Raw genomic sequence first — 16739 nt, 5'->3', positions numbered from 1 at the left:
ATCGGCGGGTGTCAGGAGGACGCGCCGCGTGCCTTGAGCATGTCGGCCATCAGCTGGATCTCCGACTGCTGGCCCTGGACCATCGTCTGGGCCAGGTGTTTCTCGGTCGAGTCCTTGACCAGCTCGACCGCCCCCTTCGCCATCTCGACGCCGCCCTTGTGATGGGCGGTCATCAGCTTCAGGTAGAGCACCTCGGCCGCCTTGCCCTTGGCCTTGCGCAACTCGTCGAGCTGGCTGTTGGTGGCCATGCCCGGCATGAGCGAGCCGTCGTGCGGCTTGTACGCGGAGCCCATGCCCTTCATCGAGCCGTGGTCCATGCCCTCCATGTCGTCCGATGACATGTGCTTCATCCATGTCATCGGCGGGTCCTCGGACGTCTTGTCCAGCCCCCACATGTCCAGCCAGCCCTGCAACATCCCGGCCTGGGTGGCCTGGGTGCTGGCGATGTCGAACGCCAGCCGCCGCACCTCGTCGTCGTCGGTGCGGTCGCGCACGATGAACGACATCTCCACCGCCTGCTGATGGTGGACGGACATGTCGCGGGCGAAACCGGCCTCGGCCGAGGTGTCCTTCGGCGTCCCCGCGTCGGTCGAGCCCTCCGAGCGGTCGCTCGTCAGCCACAGCACCGCCACCGCCACCAGCGTCAGCAGGGCGAGGGCGGCGGCGATCCCCGCCACCAGCGGCTGGCGGGAGGCGCGGCCGACGGCGGTCCCGTCGCTCACGAAGTCTTCCCGTTGGTGCAGTACGCGCCGGGCTCCGGGGTCTGCTTGCCCTGGACGAACTTCTTGAAGAAGTCGGCCACCCGCGGGTCCGACGCCTTCTGGATGTCCAGCTGGTTGCCCCAGGCGTTGAGGACGATCGGCGCGTCCTGCTCCTGGTAGGGGCTCATCAACGAGTACGGGGTCTTCTTGACCCGCGCCGAGAGGGCGGCGACGTCCTCCTTCGACGCCTTGTCGGTGTACGTCACCCACACCGCGCCGTGCTCCAGCGAGTGCACCGCGTTCTCCTTGGTCAGCGGCTTGGTGTAGACATCGCCGTTGCAGTTCTGCCAGACCTGGTTGTGGTTTCCGCCGACCGGCGGCGACATCGCGTACTTGACCGTGCCCTGGACATGCGTCCGGCCCAGGTTCTTCCAGGTCTTCATGCCCTTGAACTCACCGGTCTTCACGACCGACGAGGTGACCTTGGCCTCCTTCTTCTCCTTCTTGTCGCTCGCGTCGACGAGGAAGTAACCCCCGACGGCCAGCCCGGCGACGATCACCGTGACCGAGGTGATGGTGATGATCCGGTACCGGCGCTCGCGCGCCTTCTCGGCGCGGCGCAACTCCTCTATCTTGGCGCGGCGGTCGGCCGCCGCGCCCTTCGTCTTCGATCCCTTGGAGCCCATGGCTGTCCTCAACCTCGCAGGTAGGCGCAGTTCGCGCAGTTCGCACACTGGATGGGTGGAGCGGTGCTTCGCGGTGACCGGCGTCGGCCTAGGTCCGAAGTACTTGGAGTTGGTGGAGGCCGAGGGCGCGGACGGGGTGGTCCGGCGGCGCCCGGGCGGAGTCCGGGTCCCGGGGGCCGTCCGGCGGCGGAACCTCGGCGAGGGAGGGCGGGGGTACGGGCGTGGGCACCAGGGCCTGGACCACTCCCCGGGGGCCCGCGACACAGTCGTCGCTTCCGGTGCCCGAGCCGGAGGTGTCGAACGGGCGGTGCCCCGGGACCGGATACGCGACCGGCTCCTCGTGCGGCTGGGCCGACGCGGTCTCCGCCGGGCGGTGCGGGCGGCACCCCGTCGACAGGGCGTTATGGCCGGCGGCGGGATGGACGCACGAGGGCGCCACCCATATCGCCGCGGCGAGCAGCAGCACGGCACGGCAGAGCACGGAGGGCACGGTGCCGCGCACCGGGTCCCTCCGTATGTGGTCCATGTGGCCCCTCCGTACGCGGGCCTTTCCTCCGCGCTGCCCTCTGCCCATCGCGCCAGATCGTAACCACTGCGACTGTCGCGACTGAATGGGTCCATGGCGGAACGCGGCAAACGCCTGGTGGCGGCGCGGTGCCGGGCGGTGGTGGCGGCGCGGTGCCGGCCGCGCCGCCACCCCCGGCGTCCGGATGTCTCAGTAGACGCCCTCGATCACGACCTCGTCGTCGAACATCGCCACCGGCCCCACATCGGCCACCGAGTCCCCGACCGCGCCCTCCGGCGGCGGGACCCGGATCGCCAGATCCCGCTCGAGGTTGTTGGGCAGCAGGGCGGACTTGCTGACGTGGTTCATCACCACCTGGCCCCGCTCGCCGTACGGCACCGGCCGCCCGCTCGCCGGGTCCACCACCGAGAAGGTGACGAACGGCGTACGCGGATCGAAGACACACGGCTCGTCCGGGCCGAGCCCCAGCCGCTCGGTGGCACCGCCAAGGATCATGGTGTTGCCGTAGGTGCCGTACAGCGCACAGCCGGGGAAGACCTCGGAGCGCAGCAGATCGCGGGTGTCGGCGTCCATATGGGCGCCGCCCCACATGATGCCCTTGACCTTGTCCCCGATCAGCTCGACGAGGTCGTCGTGCCGGGCCAGCCGCTCCAGCAGCGGCGGGGTGGTCATCAGCACCCCGATGTCCTGGGTGCGCAGGACGTACGCCGCCTGCTCCACCAGGTGGTTCACATAGGCGTCGGTCTCCTCGGCCTTCCCGCCGGAGATCAGCTTCTTCACCCAGCGCGGATCCATGTCGACGCGGAACATCAGCCCACCGTGCCGGGCGGCCGTGCCCGCGACCATCTCGCCGACCATATGGGGGCCGCTGGGGGCGATGGCGAGCCAGTCCACCCCGCGCGGGATGCCGAGCCCGTCGAGGTCGGCGCTCAGCCCATGGGTGAGGCGGTCCAGCCAGTCGCGCAGACACACGATCCGCTTGGGCGCGCCGGTGGTGCCGCCGCTTTCGAAGACCCCGACGATCCGGGCGTCGGCGCCGTAGCCCCGCGGGATCAGATCGCGCACCGGCACCTCGCGCAACTCCCCGGTGACATTGGGGAAGAGCGCGAGATCGGCGACGCCCTTCACGTCCCGCCGCGGATCGAAGTCCAGCGTCTCCGCCTTCCGCAGCCAGAACGGGGAGCCGGTGTCCGGGCCGAAGTGCCACTCCATGGCGGCGCGGATGTACTCATCGGGGTCGGGGCGCTCGTCGAAGGGGATGTCGAGCACCGAAAGGGAAGCTGTCGGCACGGGATGCTCCTCGCGGATGGCGGCAGTGGGCTCATGGGGTCAGCCGCGGATGACGGCCTTCGTACGCATCAGGAACTCGCCGAGATACGCGTCGTGCGGGATGCCCGGCGCGATCCAGTGGGTGGGGTGGTCGCCGATGTGGAGGTTCTTGATGGACGGCTCGGCGAGCAGCCCGTCCAGCAGCGCCTCGTCCCCGGTGATCGCCGTGACCACCAGGCTGTCCCGGAGCGCGGCGACCCCCGCCTCCCGCGTCCAGGGGGCCACCCAGACGCAGGGGAACGACAGCTCCACGCCCAGCCGCGGGTCCCGCGGATCGTCGACCTGGAAGACGGCGGGGCGGAGGGCGGCGCTGCCGTCGCCGAGGTCGTCCACCACGCCGTCGCCGCCCAGCCACGCCCGGGCGCCCGCGGCCTTGCCGAGCAGCAGGCGCTCGAAGCCGCGCGCGACCTCGAGCGGATGGACCGGCAGCACGGCCTTCTCGTCCTGCGGCGGCAGGCTGGGGAGGGTGGCGAGCCGCTCCGCCAGCGCCTCGGCGACCGGTGCCGGATCGCCCTCGACGAGCACGGCGGTGGCGTTGACGCACGCGGTGCCGCCGTGGCGGGCGACGGAGTCGACGACGACATCGAGGTGGTCGCGCCACTCCCGGTCGGCGGTGATCAGGATCTTGGAGCGGCCGGGCCCGTTGGGCAGCACGGCCGGATCGGCGGCGTAGCGGTCGATGACCTCCTGCCCGCCGTAGACCATGGACAGGTCCGCGCCGTGCAGGATCTCCCCGGCCGCGTCGTGGTCGGTGGGCAGCAACACCACCTGATCCGGGCCGAACCCCGCCTCGCGCAGGGCGCTGACCAGCCGGTACGGGGTGAGCGGCTCACGGCGGGAGGGGCGTACGGCCACCCGGTAGCCCAGCGCCAGCGCCTCCAGCCACAGGGCGTGCACGGCGGGGTGGTTGCCCGCGGCGTGCACCGCGAAGACATCGCCGCGCCGGATCCACACCGCGGTGCCGCTCCTGGCGTACGGATCGCGCCAATCGCCCACCGCGCCCACCGGGCGGGCCGCCTGGACGCTGCGGTGCGCATCGGTGGCGCTGAGCCGTATCGCCTCCACGGCGATCCGCACGTTGGCGAGCGGGGTGCCCGACATCCGGCACACCGCGCCCTCGTACGCCGCGTACGGCATCCCGGCCACGGTGCCGGTGGCGAACAGCTCCCCGGCCCGCTTCAGCGCGGCCAGCCGCCGCTCCAGGGGCAGGGTGTCGGCGGCGCGCAGCGCGGCCAACGCCCGGGTGACGAACAGCCGGGGCACCAGGGAGAGTTCGGCCATCGGGACGCCGGTGACATCGTTGACGGTGAGCCGGTGGCGGGAGCGGTAGGGACCCTTGGGCCCCAGCGCGTCCAGGGCGTCCAGGTCGGCGTCCGGGGCACCAGGGGCGGCGTCCAGGGCATCCGGGGCGGTGGCGGGCTGGGACACGACGCTGGCTCCTTCGCGGGCGCGGGACACACCGGCTCCTGGGCGGGCGCGGCGGGAAAAGGGTGAACCAGGCCAATCCCACGGCGCGGACGGGACGGAGTCAATTGGCCCAAAGGCCATGTGTGTGGCCCAAAGACCAGGCCCGTGGCCCGAAGGCCAGGCCCGTGGCCCGAAGGCCAGGCCCGTGGCCCGAAGGCCAGGCCCGTGGCCCGAAGACCAGGCCCGTGGCCCAAAGACCATGCCCGTGGCCCGAAGGCCAGGGCCCGGGTCCCTGGAACGGGGGCCGTGCGCACGGCGGGGCACGTAGCATGCCGGGCCGGAGGTGGTACGGGCATGGCAGGCACGGGCAGCGGCCGCGTTCTGGTGACGGATGACGACGCGGCCATCCGGCGGTCCCTGGAGCGCGGGCTGCGGCTCAACGGGTTCGCCGTGACCCTCGCGGACGGCGGCCACGCCGCGCTGGCCGCGCTGCGCGACGGGGCGCCCGATGTGGTGGTCCTGGACATCTCCATGCCCGACCTCAGCGGGATCGAGGTGTGCCGCAGCCTGCGCGCGGACGGCAATGACGTGCCCGTCCTGATGCTGTCCGCCCTCGACGAGGTGGCCGACCGGGTGGCCGGGCTCCAGGCCGGGGGCGACGACTACCTCGTCAAGCCCTTCGCGCTCCAGGAGCTGGTGCTGCGGCTGCACGCCCTGCTGCGCCGCCGTCCGCCCGCCGCCACCGACCGGGTGCGGGCCGGTGCGCTGGAGATGGTGCCGGAGGCCCGGGAGGCGTGGCTGGACGGGGTGGCGCTGCGGCTGACCCGGCGCGAGTTCGAGCTGCTGGACGTGTTCGCGCGCAACGCCGGGATCGTGCTCACCCGCGATCAGCTGCTGGATCGCGTCTGGGGCTATGACTTCGACGTCCGTACGGACGCCGTGGACACCTTCGTCAGCTATCTGCGCCGCAAGCTGGAGGCGGGTGGCCGGCCGCGGATGCTGCACACGGTGCGCGGCGTGGGGTTCGTCCTGCGGCCCACCGAGGCGCGGTAAGAGCGGTCACTCCGGTCCACAGAGTTTCCACAAAGAAGGTTCCTAGGGTTTCCCCGGTCCGGGACGGCCGGGCCCCTCCCCGGCCGTTCGGTTCCCAGGGAAGGAACAGCACCATGCACCGTGGAAAGAGCGCCCTCGTGGCGTGCGCGGCCACCGCCGCCCTGCTCGGTCCGGTGGGCATCGCGGCGGCGGACGGCGGCGCCCCGGCCTCCACACCGGCCGCCTCCCCCAGCGCGAAGGCGCCGAAGGGGGCGGGGGACGGCTCCCGGGGGCTGTGCAAGCGCGCCAAGAGGATCGACAAGCGGCTGGACCGCGCGCTGAAGCGGCTGAAGGGCCCGGCGACCGTCCGCGGGTCCGTGGCCCGGCTGACGAAGCGGGTCGAGCGGGCGAAGAAGGCGGACCACACCGAGGTCCAGACGTTCCTCAACCACAAGCTCACCTTCCGCAGGTCCCTCGTGCCGACGCTCGAGCAGCGGCAGAAGGACCTCTCGAAGGTCCAGAAGTGGTGCGCCACGCGCGGCGAGGGATCCGGCAGCGGTACTGGCGACTCTTCCGGCAGTGGTTCCGGCAGCGGTTCCGGCAGCGGTTCCGGCGGCGGTAAGGAATCGGCCAAGTGAAGCGCGGCCCCTGGGCCCTGGCCGCCACGGCGCTGCTCTGCGCCGCGCTGGTCACCGGCTGCGGCGGTGGCAAGGGCGGTTCGGACGGCTCGGACGACGCGAACGGCTCATCGGGGACGTCCGCCCCGTCAGCCACCGCACCGGCTCCGTCCGCCTCCGAGCTGGACGAGCTGAACAAGCTGGTGGACGACGCGGAGTCGGCGGCGAACAGGGCGGACTCCGACGCCGCGAACGACGACTGACCACGGGACGCGGCCCCGGCGCGACCCCACGGCGCCGGGGCCCGTCACCTCAGACGAGCGTGACCGGGGCGATCAGACCCGCGGTGGATCCCGCCGGTACGGGGCCGGCCTCGGCGCTGACCAGGTCGCCGCTCTCCATGACCCCGGAGCCGCTGACGTCCACATGAACCCGCAGCCCGTAGTTGTCGCCCGGGACGAGCTCACCGGGGACGGTGACGCTGAACGGGACATGGCCGCCCGGGCTCAGGGGCACATCGGTGAGGACCTGCGCGGCCACGATCGACTCGGGGGTGTCGGCGCGGGACACGTTGCGCACCTCCACCACCACCCGCGCCGCCCGCCCGGCGGGGGCGTCGGGGGGCAGGGTGACGATGCCGCTGAGGACACTGCTCATTCCGGGATGGATTCCCCCGGGGGCGGAGGTCTTGTTCCGCCATCCGGGTGGTGCGGAGCGGTCGTGGAAGGTGGGCGCCGTCAGCCCGCGCAGGGGCGGCCGTTCAGGGTGAAGGAGCCGGGCGGCCGGTTGCCGTCGCTCCAGGAGCCGAGGAAGCCCACGGAGAGGGAGTCACCGGACTTGACCCGCTTGTTGTAGTCGGCCGGAGTGGCGGTCACCTTCGAGCCGTGCTGGGTGAACTCCCCGTTCCACATCTGCGTCACCCGCTGGGAGTCGTGGAAGGTCCAGGTGACCCGCCAGCCATCGAGGGATTCGCGGGAGGTGAGGGTGACGGCGGCCTGGAAGCCGTCGGGCCACTCGTTGACCAGCTGGAAACGGGCCGTGCAGTCGGCGTCGCCGCCGGGCTTCCGGTCGTGGGAGGGCGGTTCGCCGCCGTGGCCGGACGCGGAGCCGGAGCCCTTGGAGGACGAGGGGGACGGGCCGGGGGAGCGCCCGGGCTCCTTCTGGTGCCCCGCGCCGGAGCCCTTCCCGTCCTTCCCGCCCTCGCTCTTCGAGGGGCTGGGCGAGGCGGGGGCGCCTGGGTCGTTCGGGTACGAGGTGGCGGGGCCCAGACTGCCGGGGGTCACCTCGGGGCCCATCGAACCGCCGGTGCGGTTGTCGGAGTCGGCGGCGGTTCTCGTCATCGCGACCAGTGCGGCGAGGGCGACGACGGCGATCACCGCCAGGATCACCGTCGTACGGGCTCTGCGTAACCGGCGGCGGGCGGCGCGGCTCCGGACGACCCGGTGCCCCCCGGAGCGAGCTCCGCTCGCGCCATCGGCCCCGCCCGCACCGGCTCTGCCGCCCGCGCCGGCTCTGCCACCCGCGCCGGCTCTGCCCTCCACGCCACCGGCCCGTCTGCTCCGCCGCGCCCCCATCACGTCCAGGACCCGGTCGCGCAGCGGCTCCCGCAGCGGGGCGCGGACCGCGTGCGCGGTGGGGGCCGCGGCGCGGGCGCTGGGCGCGGCGCCCGGGGCCCGCTCGGCGAGCGCGCGGCGCCGCTTGAGGTAGAGGCTCGCGCCCCAGCCGATGACCCCGCCCGCCAGCGCGCCGGGCAGCCCGGCGCCGTCCACGTACATGCAGGTGGCGGCGTCCCGGCAGGTCCGGCAGCGGGCGAGGTGCTGCCACAGGTCGGCGGGTGAGGGGGAGTCGGGCGCCCGGGTGGCGGCGTCCAGCAGCTTGGCGTAGCTGCGGCACTCCTCGTCGGTGAGGGTGTCCACATGGGCGCGCTGACACCGTTCGCGGAAGGCCGCGCGGACCCGGGCGATCTCCTCGGTGGCGTAGTCCGGGTCGTACCCAAGCTGCCGTGCCACCCCCTCCGTGGAGCGTGCCTCCACCTCGACCAGCCACAGCAGCTCCCCGTCCGCCTCCGGCAGGTCCCGCAGCGCGCGCAGGGCGAGCGGCTGGTCGCGGGGCGGCGCGGCGAACCGGGCGGCGAGGTCGGAGGCCAGCCAGGTCCGCAGCTCCGGGTTGAGCCGGTCCCCGTGCCGGTGGGCGACCCAGTCGGCGGCGGTCTTCCGTACGGCGGTCAGAAAGAGCGGCAGCCAGGGGAGGCGCTTGCCGAAGCCCCGGGTACGGCGGTTGCGGGTCTCCCGGATGCCCCGCCGGAACGCCTCGGTGGCGAGCCGCATCCCGTCTTCCGGGGTGTTGGTGCACAGCTCCGCGTAATCGGCGACCGCGTCCCAGTACGCGCCCAGCAACGCCGTGGCGGACGCCGCGCCATCGACATCCTCGCCGGGCGCCTCGGCGACCCCGCGACGCTTCGGGGAGCCGTCCCCGGGCGATTCCCTGGGGGATGAGTGGTCGGGCATGGAGGCAATTCCTCACTCACGAACAGCGGCGCCCCCGCCGGGGGGCAACCCTCTCACAAACGGGCCGCCTGATGGCCAGCCAACAGCACAGCGATGCCTCGGAGTTGGGGATTCCCCTTACGGGGCGGGCCGAGCCTTTCACGCCGGTGACCTGGCTGACAAGAGACGAAGAGCAGTCCCCGTTTTGGATGAGCGGCCACCTGACAAGCCGTGGGATCCGGCCGAATCAACGTGAATAGTAGTCACGTTCAACGTCTCGTGCGACAGAAAGGCCACACCCGCAAAAGGTATAGACCGCACAGTTCGCGCTGTGAACTCCTGTGCGTTATCGGTGACTTCCGGTGAGCCCATCCCCTCGTGCCGAGGGCTGTGCGGTGTGACATTGCACTGCTATCTTCGGAGGGAAATCCGGTGGTCCGGTCCCCTCCCCCAGGAGGTTCCGCATGCCCGATCTCTCCGCGCCCTGGCGTGGCGTTCATGTCGCCACGGCGCTTCCGTTCCATGACGATGACGAGTTGTCGGTCGACTACGAGGGCTACGCCGCCCATGTGCGGTTTCTCGCCGAGCACGGCTGTGACGGGGTCTGCCCCAATGGGTCGTTGGGGGAGTACCAGACCCTGACGGACGAGGAACGGGCGCGGGTGGTGCGGGTGGCGGTGGAGGCGGCGCCCGAGGGGTTCGGGGTGATGCCGGGGGTGGCGGCGTACGGGGCGCTGGAGAGCCGGCGGTGGGCGGAGCAGGCGGGGGAGGCCGGGGCGCGGGCGGTGCTGGCGCTGCCGCCGAACAGCTACCGCGCCGACCGGGACGCCGTGGTCGGCCACTACCGGGAGGTGGCGCGCGCCGGGCTGCCGGTGGTGGCGTACAACAACCCCCATGACACCAAGGTCGACCTCACCCCGGAGCTCCTGGCCGAGCTGCACGGGGAGGGGCTGATCGTCGCGGTCAAGGAGTTCAGCGGGGATGTGCGGCGGGCGTACGAGATCGCCGAGCGCGCCCCCGGTCTTGACCTGCTGATCGGCGCCGATGACGTGCTGCTGGAGCTGGGGCTCGCCGGGGCAGTGGGGTGGATCGCCGGGTATCCGAACGCGATTCCCGACGCCACCGTGGAGCTGTACCGGCTCGCCACCTCGGGCGTCGGCGCGGATCTGGAGAAGGCGCTGCCGCTGTACCGGGCGCTGCATCCGCTGCTGCGCTGGGACTCCAGGACCGAGTTCGTCCAGGCCATCAAGGCGTCCATGGACCTGGCCGGGCTGCGGGGCGGAGCCTGCCGCCCGCCGCGCTCCCGGCTGGCCGGGGAGGTGGCGGCCCGGGTCGTCCGGGAGACCGAGACGGTGCTCGCGCTGGGGTATCGGTGAGGGCCGTGTCGGTGCGGGGCGCGGTATCGAGGGGGCGTTCATGAGGTCGCGGCGGGTGTTGCACACCGTGGAGTCCCACACCGAGGGCATGCCCACCCGGGTGGTCACCGGCGGGGTGGGGACGCTCCCGGGCGCGACCATGGCCGAGCGCCGGCAGTGGTTCATCGAGCACCGCGACGATCTGCGCACCCTGCTGATGTACGAACCGCGCGGCCACTCCGCGATGAGCGGCGCCATCCTCCAGCCGCCGACCCGGCCGGACGCGGACCACGGGGTGCTCTTCATCGAGGTGTCCGGGGTGCTGCCCATGTGCGGCCACGGCACCATCGGCGTGGCCACCGTGCTGGTCGAGACCGGGATGGTCGAGGTGCGGGAGCCGGTCACCACCATCCGCCTGGACACCCCGGCGGGTCTGGTGGTCGCCGAGGTCGCCGTGCGCGACGGGGCCGCCACCTCGGTGACGATCCGCAACGTGGCCGCGTTCTCCCTGGCCACCGACCGTACGGTGCGGGTGCCCGGCTTCGGCGAGGTGCGCTACGACATCGCGTTCGGCGGCAACTTCTACGCCATCGTGGAGCTGGACGCCCTCGGGCTGCCCTTCGACCGGGCGGCCGGGCAGGAGCTGCTGACCGCCGGGCTGAAGATCATGGACGCGGTGAACGCGCAGGACCCGCCGCACCACCCGGAGCGGCCGGACATCACCGGCTGCCGCCATGTCTACCTCCAGGCCCCGGGCTCGACGGCGCGCCACTCCCGCCACGCGATGGCCATCCACCCGGGCTGGTTCGACCGCTCCCCCTGCGGCACCGGCACCTCCGCGCGGATGGCGCAGCTGTACGCACGCGGTGAGCTGGGGCTCGGCGAGGAGTTCGTGAACGAGTCGTTCATCGGGACGCGGTTCATCGGGCGGCTGCTGGAGGAGACCACGGTGGCGGGGCTGCCCGCCGTCGTGCCCTCGATCACGGGGCGGGCATGGGTCACCGGCACCGCGCAGTTCCATCTCGACCCCGAGGATCCGTTCCCGGCCGGGTTCCTGGTGTAGAGAGGGGAGATCGGTGGTGGATGGGACATGACCGGATCCGCTCCCCGTGGCCGCGGCACCAGCATTGAGCCGCTCGGCAAGCGCGAAAGTCTGCGCGACCGGGTCAGAAACGCCCTGCGCGCGGGCATCATCTCCGGTGAGCTCGCCCCCGGCGCCGTCTACTCGGCACCCGCCCTCGGCGCCCGCTTCGACGTCTCCCCCACGCCCGTCCGCGAGGCGATGCTCGACCTGGTGAAGGAGGGGCTGGTGGTCTCGGTGCCCAACAAGGGGTTCCGGGTCACCGAGGTCTCCGAGCAGGACCTGGACGACCTGGCGGCCATCCGGCTGCTCATCGAGCCGCCCACCGTACGGGCGGCCGTCCCGCGTATCCCGCCCGCGGACCTGCCCGTGCTGCGGGAGCTGGCCCAGGCCATCGTGGACGCGGCCGAACGCGGCGACCTCATCGGCTACATCGAGGCCGACCGGGTCTTCCATCTCACCCTGCTCGGCCACGCGGGGAATCGGCGGCTGGTGGACGTGGTCTCCGAACTGCGCTCCCAGACCCGGCTGCTGGGGCTCATCCCGCTGCTGGAGAGCGGGCGGCTGGGCCGGTCGGCGGCCGAACACCACGCGCTTGTGGACCTCGTGGAGGCGGGGGACGCACGCGGTGCCGAGGCCATGACGCATCGCCATATCGGCCATGTGCGCGGACTGTGGGCCGGTGGCCCGTGACTCGGGGTGGATGGGCCTCCCAGGACTTGCCGAAGACCGCCGACCTCGTCGTCATCGGCGCCGGAGTCGTCGGCGCGGCCGCCGCCTGGTTCGCCACCCTGGCCGGGCTGCGGGTCGTGGTGGTCGACCGGGGCGCCATCGCGGGCGGCACTTCGGGCGCGGGCGAGGGAAACGTCCTGGTCTCGGACAAGGAGCCGGGCCCGGAGCTGGAGCTGGCGCGGTACTCGCGGCAGGTGTGGGGCGAGGACCTGGGCCCGTACGGCGAGTGGTGGGAGTTCGAGCAGAAGGGCGGGCTGGTGGTCGCCTCCACGCCCGCCGCCCTGGGCGCGCTGCGGACGCTGGCCGAGCGGCAGCGGGCCCGTGGTGTCGTCGTACGGGAGGTGTCCGGGGCCGAACTCCCCGCCCTCGAACCCCGGCTGACCCGCGAGGCCGCCGGGGGCGCGCTGTATCCGCAGGACGCCCAGGTGCAGCCCATGCTGGCGGCGGCCCATCTGCTGCGGCTCGCGCGGCGGCGCGGGGCGGTGGTGCGGACGGGGACGGAGGTGGTGGGGTTCCTCCGGCGAGGACGGCGTACGGGTGGCCCGGCCACGCCGGGGGGAGGGGACGCGGGTGCCCCGGCAACTCCGGTCGCCCCGGGAGGCGGCGCGGGTGCCCCGGCCGCCCCGGGAAACGGCGGCGCGGGTGCCCCGGTCACCGGCGTACGGACACCCCACGGCACCGTCAGCGCCCCCGCCGTCCTGAACGCGGCGGGCACCTGGGCCGGTGCGGTGGCCGGGCTCGCGGGCGTCGAGCTGCCGGTGCTGCCGCGCCGCGGCTTCGTCCTCGTCACCGAACCACTGCCGCCCGCGACCGTACGGCACAAGGTCTACGCGGCCGACTACGTGGACGCCGTGGCCAGTTCGGACGCGGAGCTCCAGGCGTCGCCGGTCGTCGAGGGCACGGGCGGCGGCACGGTGCTGATCGGCTCCACCCGGGAACGGGTCGGCTTCGACCGCCGACCCTCCCCCGCTGCCGTACGGGCGCTGGCCCGGGGCGCCATCGGGCTGTTCCCGACGCTGGCGTCGGTGCGGGCGATGCGCGTGTACGCGGGCTTCCGGCCGTACTGCCCCGACCATCTGCCGGTCATCGGCCCCGACCCGCGCGCCCCCGGACTGTGGCACGCCTGCGGCCACGAGGGCGCGGGGATCGGCCTCGCGGCGGGGACGGGGAAGCTGATCGCGCAGGCGCTGACGGGGGAGGCGACGGATCTGGACCTGACGCCGTTCGCCCCCGAACGCTTCGATGAGGGTGGTGCGGATGAGCCACGCGGGGAGTGACGAGCGCACGGGGCCGTCGTCCTACCGGCTGACCTTCGACGGTACGACGGTCACCGCGCGGCCGGGGCAGAGCGTGGGCGCGGCGCTGGTGGCCGCCGGGATCGTGGCCTGGCGGACCACGCGGCGCGAGGGCAGACCGCGCGGGCTGTTCTGCGGGATCGGGGTCTGCTTCGACTGCCTGATCACCGTGGACGGCCGCCCGGGACAGCGGGCCTGCCTGGTCCCGGCGCGGGACGGGATGCGGCTGTCGGCGGAGGGCGGTCGCGATGGTGATGACAGCGATGGTGATGACAGCGATGGCGATGGCGGCGATGACAGCGATGGCGGCGGCAGCGACGGCCGCGATGGTGACGGCGGCGATGGCGATGGGCGGCGACGGTGATGGCGGCGATGGCGACTGATCGGCCGATGTACGACGTAGCCGTCGTGGGCGCGGGTCCCGCCGGGCTCGCCGCGGCCGTCGGGGCCGCGGAGGCGGGCCTGGACGTGGTGCTCATCGACGCCGGGCGGCTGCCCGGCGGCCAGTACTGGCGCCACGACGAGCGCTCGACGCCACCTCGCCACCACCACGGGCGGCTCTTCGCCCGCCTCCGCGCCCGGCTGCGCCACCAGCGCCACCTCGGCCGTCTCCACTACCTGCCCGGCCATCAGGTCTGGCTGATCGACCGGCCCCGCCCGGACAGCGGGCCGTTCACCCTGCGCCTGAACGGTCCGTACGACACGGCCCCCGTCGAGCGGGACCGGGTGCGGGCCCGCTCGCTGGTGCTCTGCTGCGGTGCGTACGACCGCCAACTGCCGCTGCCCGGCTGGGAGCTGCCCGGGGTGATGGCGGCGGGCGGCGTTCAGGCGTTGCTGAAGGGGCATCGGGCGGCGGCGGGGCGGCGCGCGGTGGTCGCGGGCACGGGCCCGTTCCTGCTGCCGGTGGCGACGGGCCTGGCCGAGGCCGGGGTGCGCGTCCTCGCCGTGTGCGAGGCCAACCCGGCGCACGGCTGGCTGCGCCACCTGGACGGGGCGGTGCGGGCGCCCGCCAAGTCCGCCGAGGCGGTGCGGTACGCGGCGCTGATGGCCCGCCACCGCATCCCGTACCGGACGCGGGCCGCGGTGACCGAGATCCTGGGCGAGGATCGGGTGCGCGGGGTGCGGCTCGACGGCGGCGAGGTGCTCGAGGCCGATCTGGTGGCGCTGGGCTGGGGGTTCACCCCCGCCCTCGAACTGCCCCTGATGGTCGGCGCCGCCACCCGGCGCGACCTCGACGGGTCCCTCGTCGCCGTGGTCGACGCCCGTCAGCGCACCACCGTCCCGGACGTCCTGGCCGCGGGGGAGACCACGGGCGTGGGCGGCGCCGCGCTCGCCGTCACCGAGGGACGGCTGGCCGCCCTGTCGCTGGCGGCGGCCCACGGGCTGCCAGTGGATCCGCGTGCCGTACGGCGGCTGCGCACCGCGATCCGCCACGGCCGGGCCTTCGCCGCCGCGCTGCACCGCACGTACCCCGTGCCCGACGGGTGGACCGAGCGGCTGACCGGGCGCACGGTGGTCTGCCGCTGCGAGGAGGTCACCTACGGGGAGCTGTGCCGCGCCCGTACCGACCTCGGCGCCGAGGACCCCCGCACCATGAAGCTCCTGGCCCGCCCGGGGATGGGCTGGTGCCAGGGCCGGATCTGCGGTTTCGCGGTCGCCGCCGTCACCGCGTCGCTGACCGGCCGCCCGGCCGCGGCGGAGGATCTGCGGCCGCTGTCGGCACGGCCGTTCGCGGCGCCGGTGACGCTGGGGGAACTGGCGGAGCTGGGGGAGCTGGACGAGCTGGACGAGTCGGCGGACGGCACGGACGAGGAGCCCTGAGCGGCCTCGCTGAAGTCCGGTGCGGTTCGGTTGCGCCCCGAAGGGGCGCGGGGCTGTGTCGATGTGCGGCTCCGCCGCGCGGGCGCGATCAGCCACGACGCAGCCGCGGATGAACGACCACACCTCGCGCCACTTCCCGGCGGAGCGCTTGGCGTCCGCGAGCCGTCACCGCCCGCAGCCTGCGCAGATGCCAGCCTCCGTACCCGAATCGTTGGATGGATACCACCTGATCACCATGTACCGGCTCGCAGATGCGGCGCTACCATCGGCGGATGCATACGTACCGGATCGGTGAGGCCGCGGCCCTGATGGGGGTCAGCGTCGACACCCTGCGGCGCTGGGTCGACAGCGGACGGCTGACCGCCGAACGGGACGAGCAGGGGCGCCGGATCATCCCGGGCCCGGCGCTCGCCGCGTTCGCCCGCGAGGTCGCCAGCGGCACGGACCGCGACCACCCCGGCTCCTCGGCCCGCAATCGCTTCTCGGGCATCGTCACCGAGGTGATCCTCGGCGATGTGTCCGCGCAGGTGGAGATCCAGGCGGGGCCGTTCCGCGTGGTGTCCATGATCAGCCGGGAGTCGGCGGAGGAGCTGAAGCTGGAGCCGGGCGTTCCGGCCGTCGCCGTGATCAAGTCGACCAACGTGGTCGTGGAAACGCCGTGAACACGCGCGTCGAGGGCGGCACAGGCACAGGCGGCGGCGCAGGCAGCAGTCGCAGAGAGGGAGAGACAGACCCCATGACGACCCGTTCCGTATCAGGTTCCGGATCCCGTTCCCATTCCCGTTCCGGTTCCCGTTGGACGCTGCGTGTGGTGGGCGGTTTCGCGCTCGCCGCCCTGACGCTCACCGCCTGCTCCTCCGGTGACTCCGGCGACTCCGGTGACTCCTCCCAGAAGTCCGCCTCCGGTTCCTCCTCCGGGAAACTGTCCGGCACGGTGACCGTGTTCGCGGCGGCTTCGCTGAAGGAGAGCTTCACCGCGCTGGGCAAGACGTTCGAGAAGGAGCACCCCGGCACCAAGGTCTCCTTCAACTTCGGCGGCAGCGACGCCCTCGCCGCCAGCATCACCTCCGGCGCGCCCGCCGACGTCTTCGCCGCCGCGAGCCCTAAGACGATGAAGACCGTCACCGACGCCAAGGACGCGAAGGGCGAGCCGACCACCTTCGTCCGCAACCAGCTCGAGATCGCGACCCTCCCTGGCAACCCGAAGAAGATCAAGACGCTCAAGGACCTCACCCACTCCGGGCTGAAGGTCGCGCTGTGCGCCAAGGAAGTGCCGTGCGGCTCGGCGGCCCAGAAGGCGCTGACCGCGGCCAAGCTCAAGCTCACCCCGGTCTCGTACGAGCAGGACGTCAAGGGCGCGCTGACCAAGGTGCAGTTGAAGGAGGTGGACGCCTCCGTCGTCTACAAGACCGATGTGAAGGCGGCGGGCGGCAAGGTCGCGGGCGTGGAGTTCCCCGAGTCGGAGCAGGCCATCAACGACTATCCGATCGCCCCGCTGAAGAACGCCCAGAACGCGGACGGGGCCACGGCCTTCATCGACCTGGTGAAGTCGGCACGGGGCCAGAAGGTGCTCGGCCAGGCCGGTTTCCTCAAGCCGTGACGGAGCGGAACGCCGGGGCCGGGCCGGCGGCCGGGACGGAGCCGAAGGCCGGGGCCGGGCCGTGGGCCGGG

At 73.1% G+C, this 16739-nt stretch carries 18 protein-coding genes; 11 read left to right on the top strand and 7 right to left on the bottom strand.

Annotated features, from left to right (window positions below; all coding sequences use genetic code 11):
* Window positions 1–11 precede the first annotated feature (11 nt).
* The 5 genes from ABD329_RS14975 to ABD329_RS14955 form a co-directional block, all read right to left on the bottom strand.
* Window positions 12–722, bottom strand: coding sequence for a DUF305 domain-containing protein (locus ABD329_RS14975; RefSeq protein WP_198281412.1), 711 nt, complete (start codon window positions 720–722; stop codon window positions 12–14).
* On the bottom strand, window positions 719–1387 hold the full coding sequence (locus tag ABD329_RS14970) for a thioredoxin-like domain-containing protein (protein ID WP_198281411.1): 669 nt from the start codon (window positions 1385–1387) through the stop codon (window positions 719–721). Before ABD329_RS14970 ends, ABD329_RS14975 begins: the two co-directional genes overlap by 4 nt.
* Before the next feature lie 88 nt (window positions 1388–1475).
* Window positions 1476–1913 carry a hypothetical protein gene (locus ABD329_RS14965; protein WP_344316459.1) on the bottom strand — a complete coding sequence of 146 codons (438 nt, stop codon included), beginning with the start codon at window positions 1911–1913 and terminating at the stop codon, window positions 1476–1478.
* Window positions 1914–2102: 189 nt separating this feature from the next.
* Window positions 2103–3203, bottom strand: a complete 1101-nt coding sequence (locus ABD329_RS14960) for an AMP-binding protein (protein ID WP_344316458.1) — start codon at window positions 3201–3203, stop codon at window positions 2103–2105.
* 39 nt (window positions 3204–3242) lie between these two features.
* The gene (locus ABD329_RS14955) at window positions 3243–4670 is read right to left on the bottom strand and encodes an aldehyde dehydrogenase family protein (RefSeq protein WP_425574335.1); all 1428 of its coding nucleotides are present in this window, start codon (window positions 4668–4670) and stop codon (window positions 3243–3245) included.
* Between the two features lie 333 nt (window positions 4671–5003).
* On the opposite strand from ABD329_RS14955, the gene ABD329_RS14950 reads away from it, so the two are divergent.
* From ABD329_RS14950 to ABD329_RS14940, 3 genes are all read left to right on the top strand, one after another.
* Entirely contained in the window at window positions 5004–5702 is a 699-nt protein-coding gene (locus ABD329_RS14950) for a response regulator transcription factor (protein ID WP_037954026.1), read from the top strand.
* A gap of 113 nt (window positions 5703–5815) precedes the next feature.
* On the top strand, window positions 5816–6319 hold the full coding sequence (locus ABD329_RS14945; RefSeq protein WP_344316457.1) for a hypothetical protein: 504 nt from the start codon (window positions 5816–5818) through the stop codon (window positions 6317–6319).
* The gene (locus ABD329_RS14940; RefSeq protein ID WP_344316456.1) at window positions 6316–6561 is read left to right on the top strand and encodes a hypothetical protein; all 246 of its coding nucleotides are present in this window, start codon (window positions 6316–6318) and stop codon (window positions 6559–6561) included. The genes ABD329_RS14945 and ABD329_RS14940 overlap by 4 nt, the downstream gene beginning before the upstream one ends.
* A gap of 49 nt (window positions 6562–6610) precedes the next feature.
* Here ABD329_RS14940 and ABD329_RS14935 read toward each other — a convergent pair whose 3' ends face one another.
* Window positions 6611–6955, bottom strand: a complete 345-nt coding sequence (locus ABD329_RS14935; RefSeq protein WP_344316455.1) for a hypothetical protein — start codon at window positions 6953–6955, stop codon at window positions 6611–6613.
* Window positions 6956–7035: 80 nt separating this feature from the next.
* Entirely contained in the window at window positions 7036–8805 is a 1770-nt protein-coding gene (locus ABD329_RS14930) for a cellulose binding domain-containing protein (protein ID WP_344316454.1), read from the bottom strand.
* Window positions 8806–9248: 443 nt separating this feature from the next.
* Here ABD329_RS14930 and ABD329_RS14925 point away from each other — a divergent pair, with 443 nt between their 5' ends.
* The 8 genes from ABD329_RS14925 (at window position 9249) to modA (ending at window position 16668) form a co-directional block, all read left to right on the top strand.
* A complete protein-coding gene (locus ABD329_RS14925) occupies window positions 9249–10160 on the top strand; it encodes a dihydrodipicolinate synthase family protein (RefSeq protein ID WP_344316453.1) in 912 nt (303 codons plus the stop codon).
* 40 nt (window positions 10161–10200) lie between these two features.
* On the top strand, window positions 10201–11202 hold the full coding sequence (locus ABD329_RS14920; RefSeq protein ID WP_198279261.1) for a proline racemase family protein: 1002 nt from the start codon (window positions 10201–10203) through the stop codon (window positions 11200–11202).
* 27 nt (window positions 11203–11229) lie between these two features.
* Window positions 11230–11913 carry a GntR family transcriptional regulator gene (locus ABD329_RS14915; protein ID WP_198279262.1) on the top strand — a complete coding sequence of 228 codons (684 nt, stop codon included), beginning with the start codon at window positions 11230–11232 and terminating at the stop codon, window positions 11911–11913.
* Between the two features lie 26 nt (window positions 11914–11939).
* Window positions 11940–13229 (top strand): NAD(P)/FAD-dependent oxidoreductase, encoded by a 1290-nt coding sequence (locus tag ABD329_RS14910; protein ID WP_214665255.1) that lies wholly within the window; start codon window positions 11940–11942, stop codon window positions 13227–13229.
* On the top strand, window positions 13210–13611 hold the full coding sequence (locus ABD329_RS48220; RefSeq protein ID WP_425574334.1) for a (2Fe-2S)-binding protein: 402 nt from the start codon (window positions 13210–13212) through the stop codon (window positions 13609–13611). The genes ABD329_RS14910 and ABD329_RS48220 overlap by 20 nt, the downstream gene beginning before the upstream one ends.
* Window positions 13612–13619: 8 nt before the next feature.
* Window positions 13620–15068, top strand: coding sequence for an FAD/NAD(P)-dependent oxidoreductase (locus ABD329_RS14900; protein ID WP_306420159.1), 1449 nt, complete (start codon window positions 13620–13622; stop codon window positions 15066–15068).
* Window positions 15069–15340: 272 nt separating this feature from the next.
* Window positions 15341–15730 (top strand): TOBE domain-containing protein, encoded by a 390-nt coding sequence (locus ABD329_RS14895; RefSeq protein WP_166484036.1) that lies wholly within the window; start codon window positions 15341–15343, stop codon window positions 15728–15730.
* A gap of 74 nt (window positions 15731–15804) precedes the next feature.
* On the top strand, window positions 15805–16668 hold the full coding sequence (modA, locus tag ABD329_RS14890; RefSeq protein ID WP_198279266.1) for a molybdate ABC transporter substrate-binding protein: 864 nt from the start codon (window positions 15805–15807) through the stop codon (window positions 16666–16668).
* Window positions 16669–16739 lie beyond the last annotated feature (71 nt).

Origin of the sequence: Streptomyces javensis (genome assembly GCF_039525925.1) — a bacterium.
In the GTDB taxonomy this organism is placed as follows: domain Bacteria; phylum Actinomycetota; class Actinomycetes; order Streptomycetales; family Streptomycetaceae; genus Streptomyces; species Streptomyces asiaticus.
Note: the sequence above shows the minus strand (reverse complement) of the source record. Positions and strands in the feature narration are given on the sequence as shown.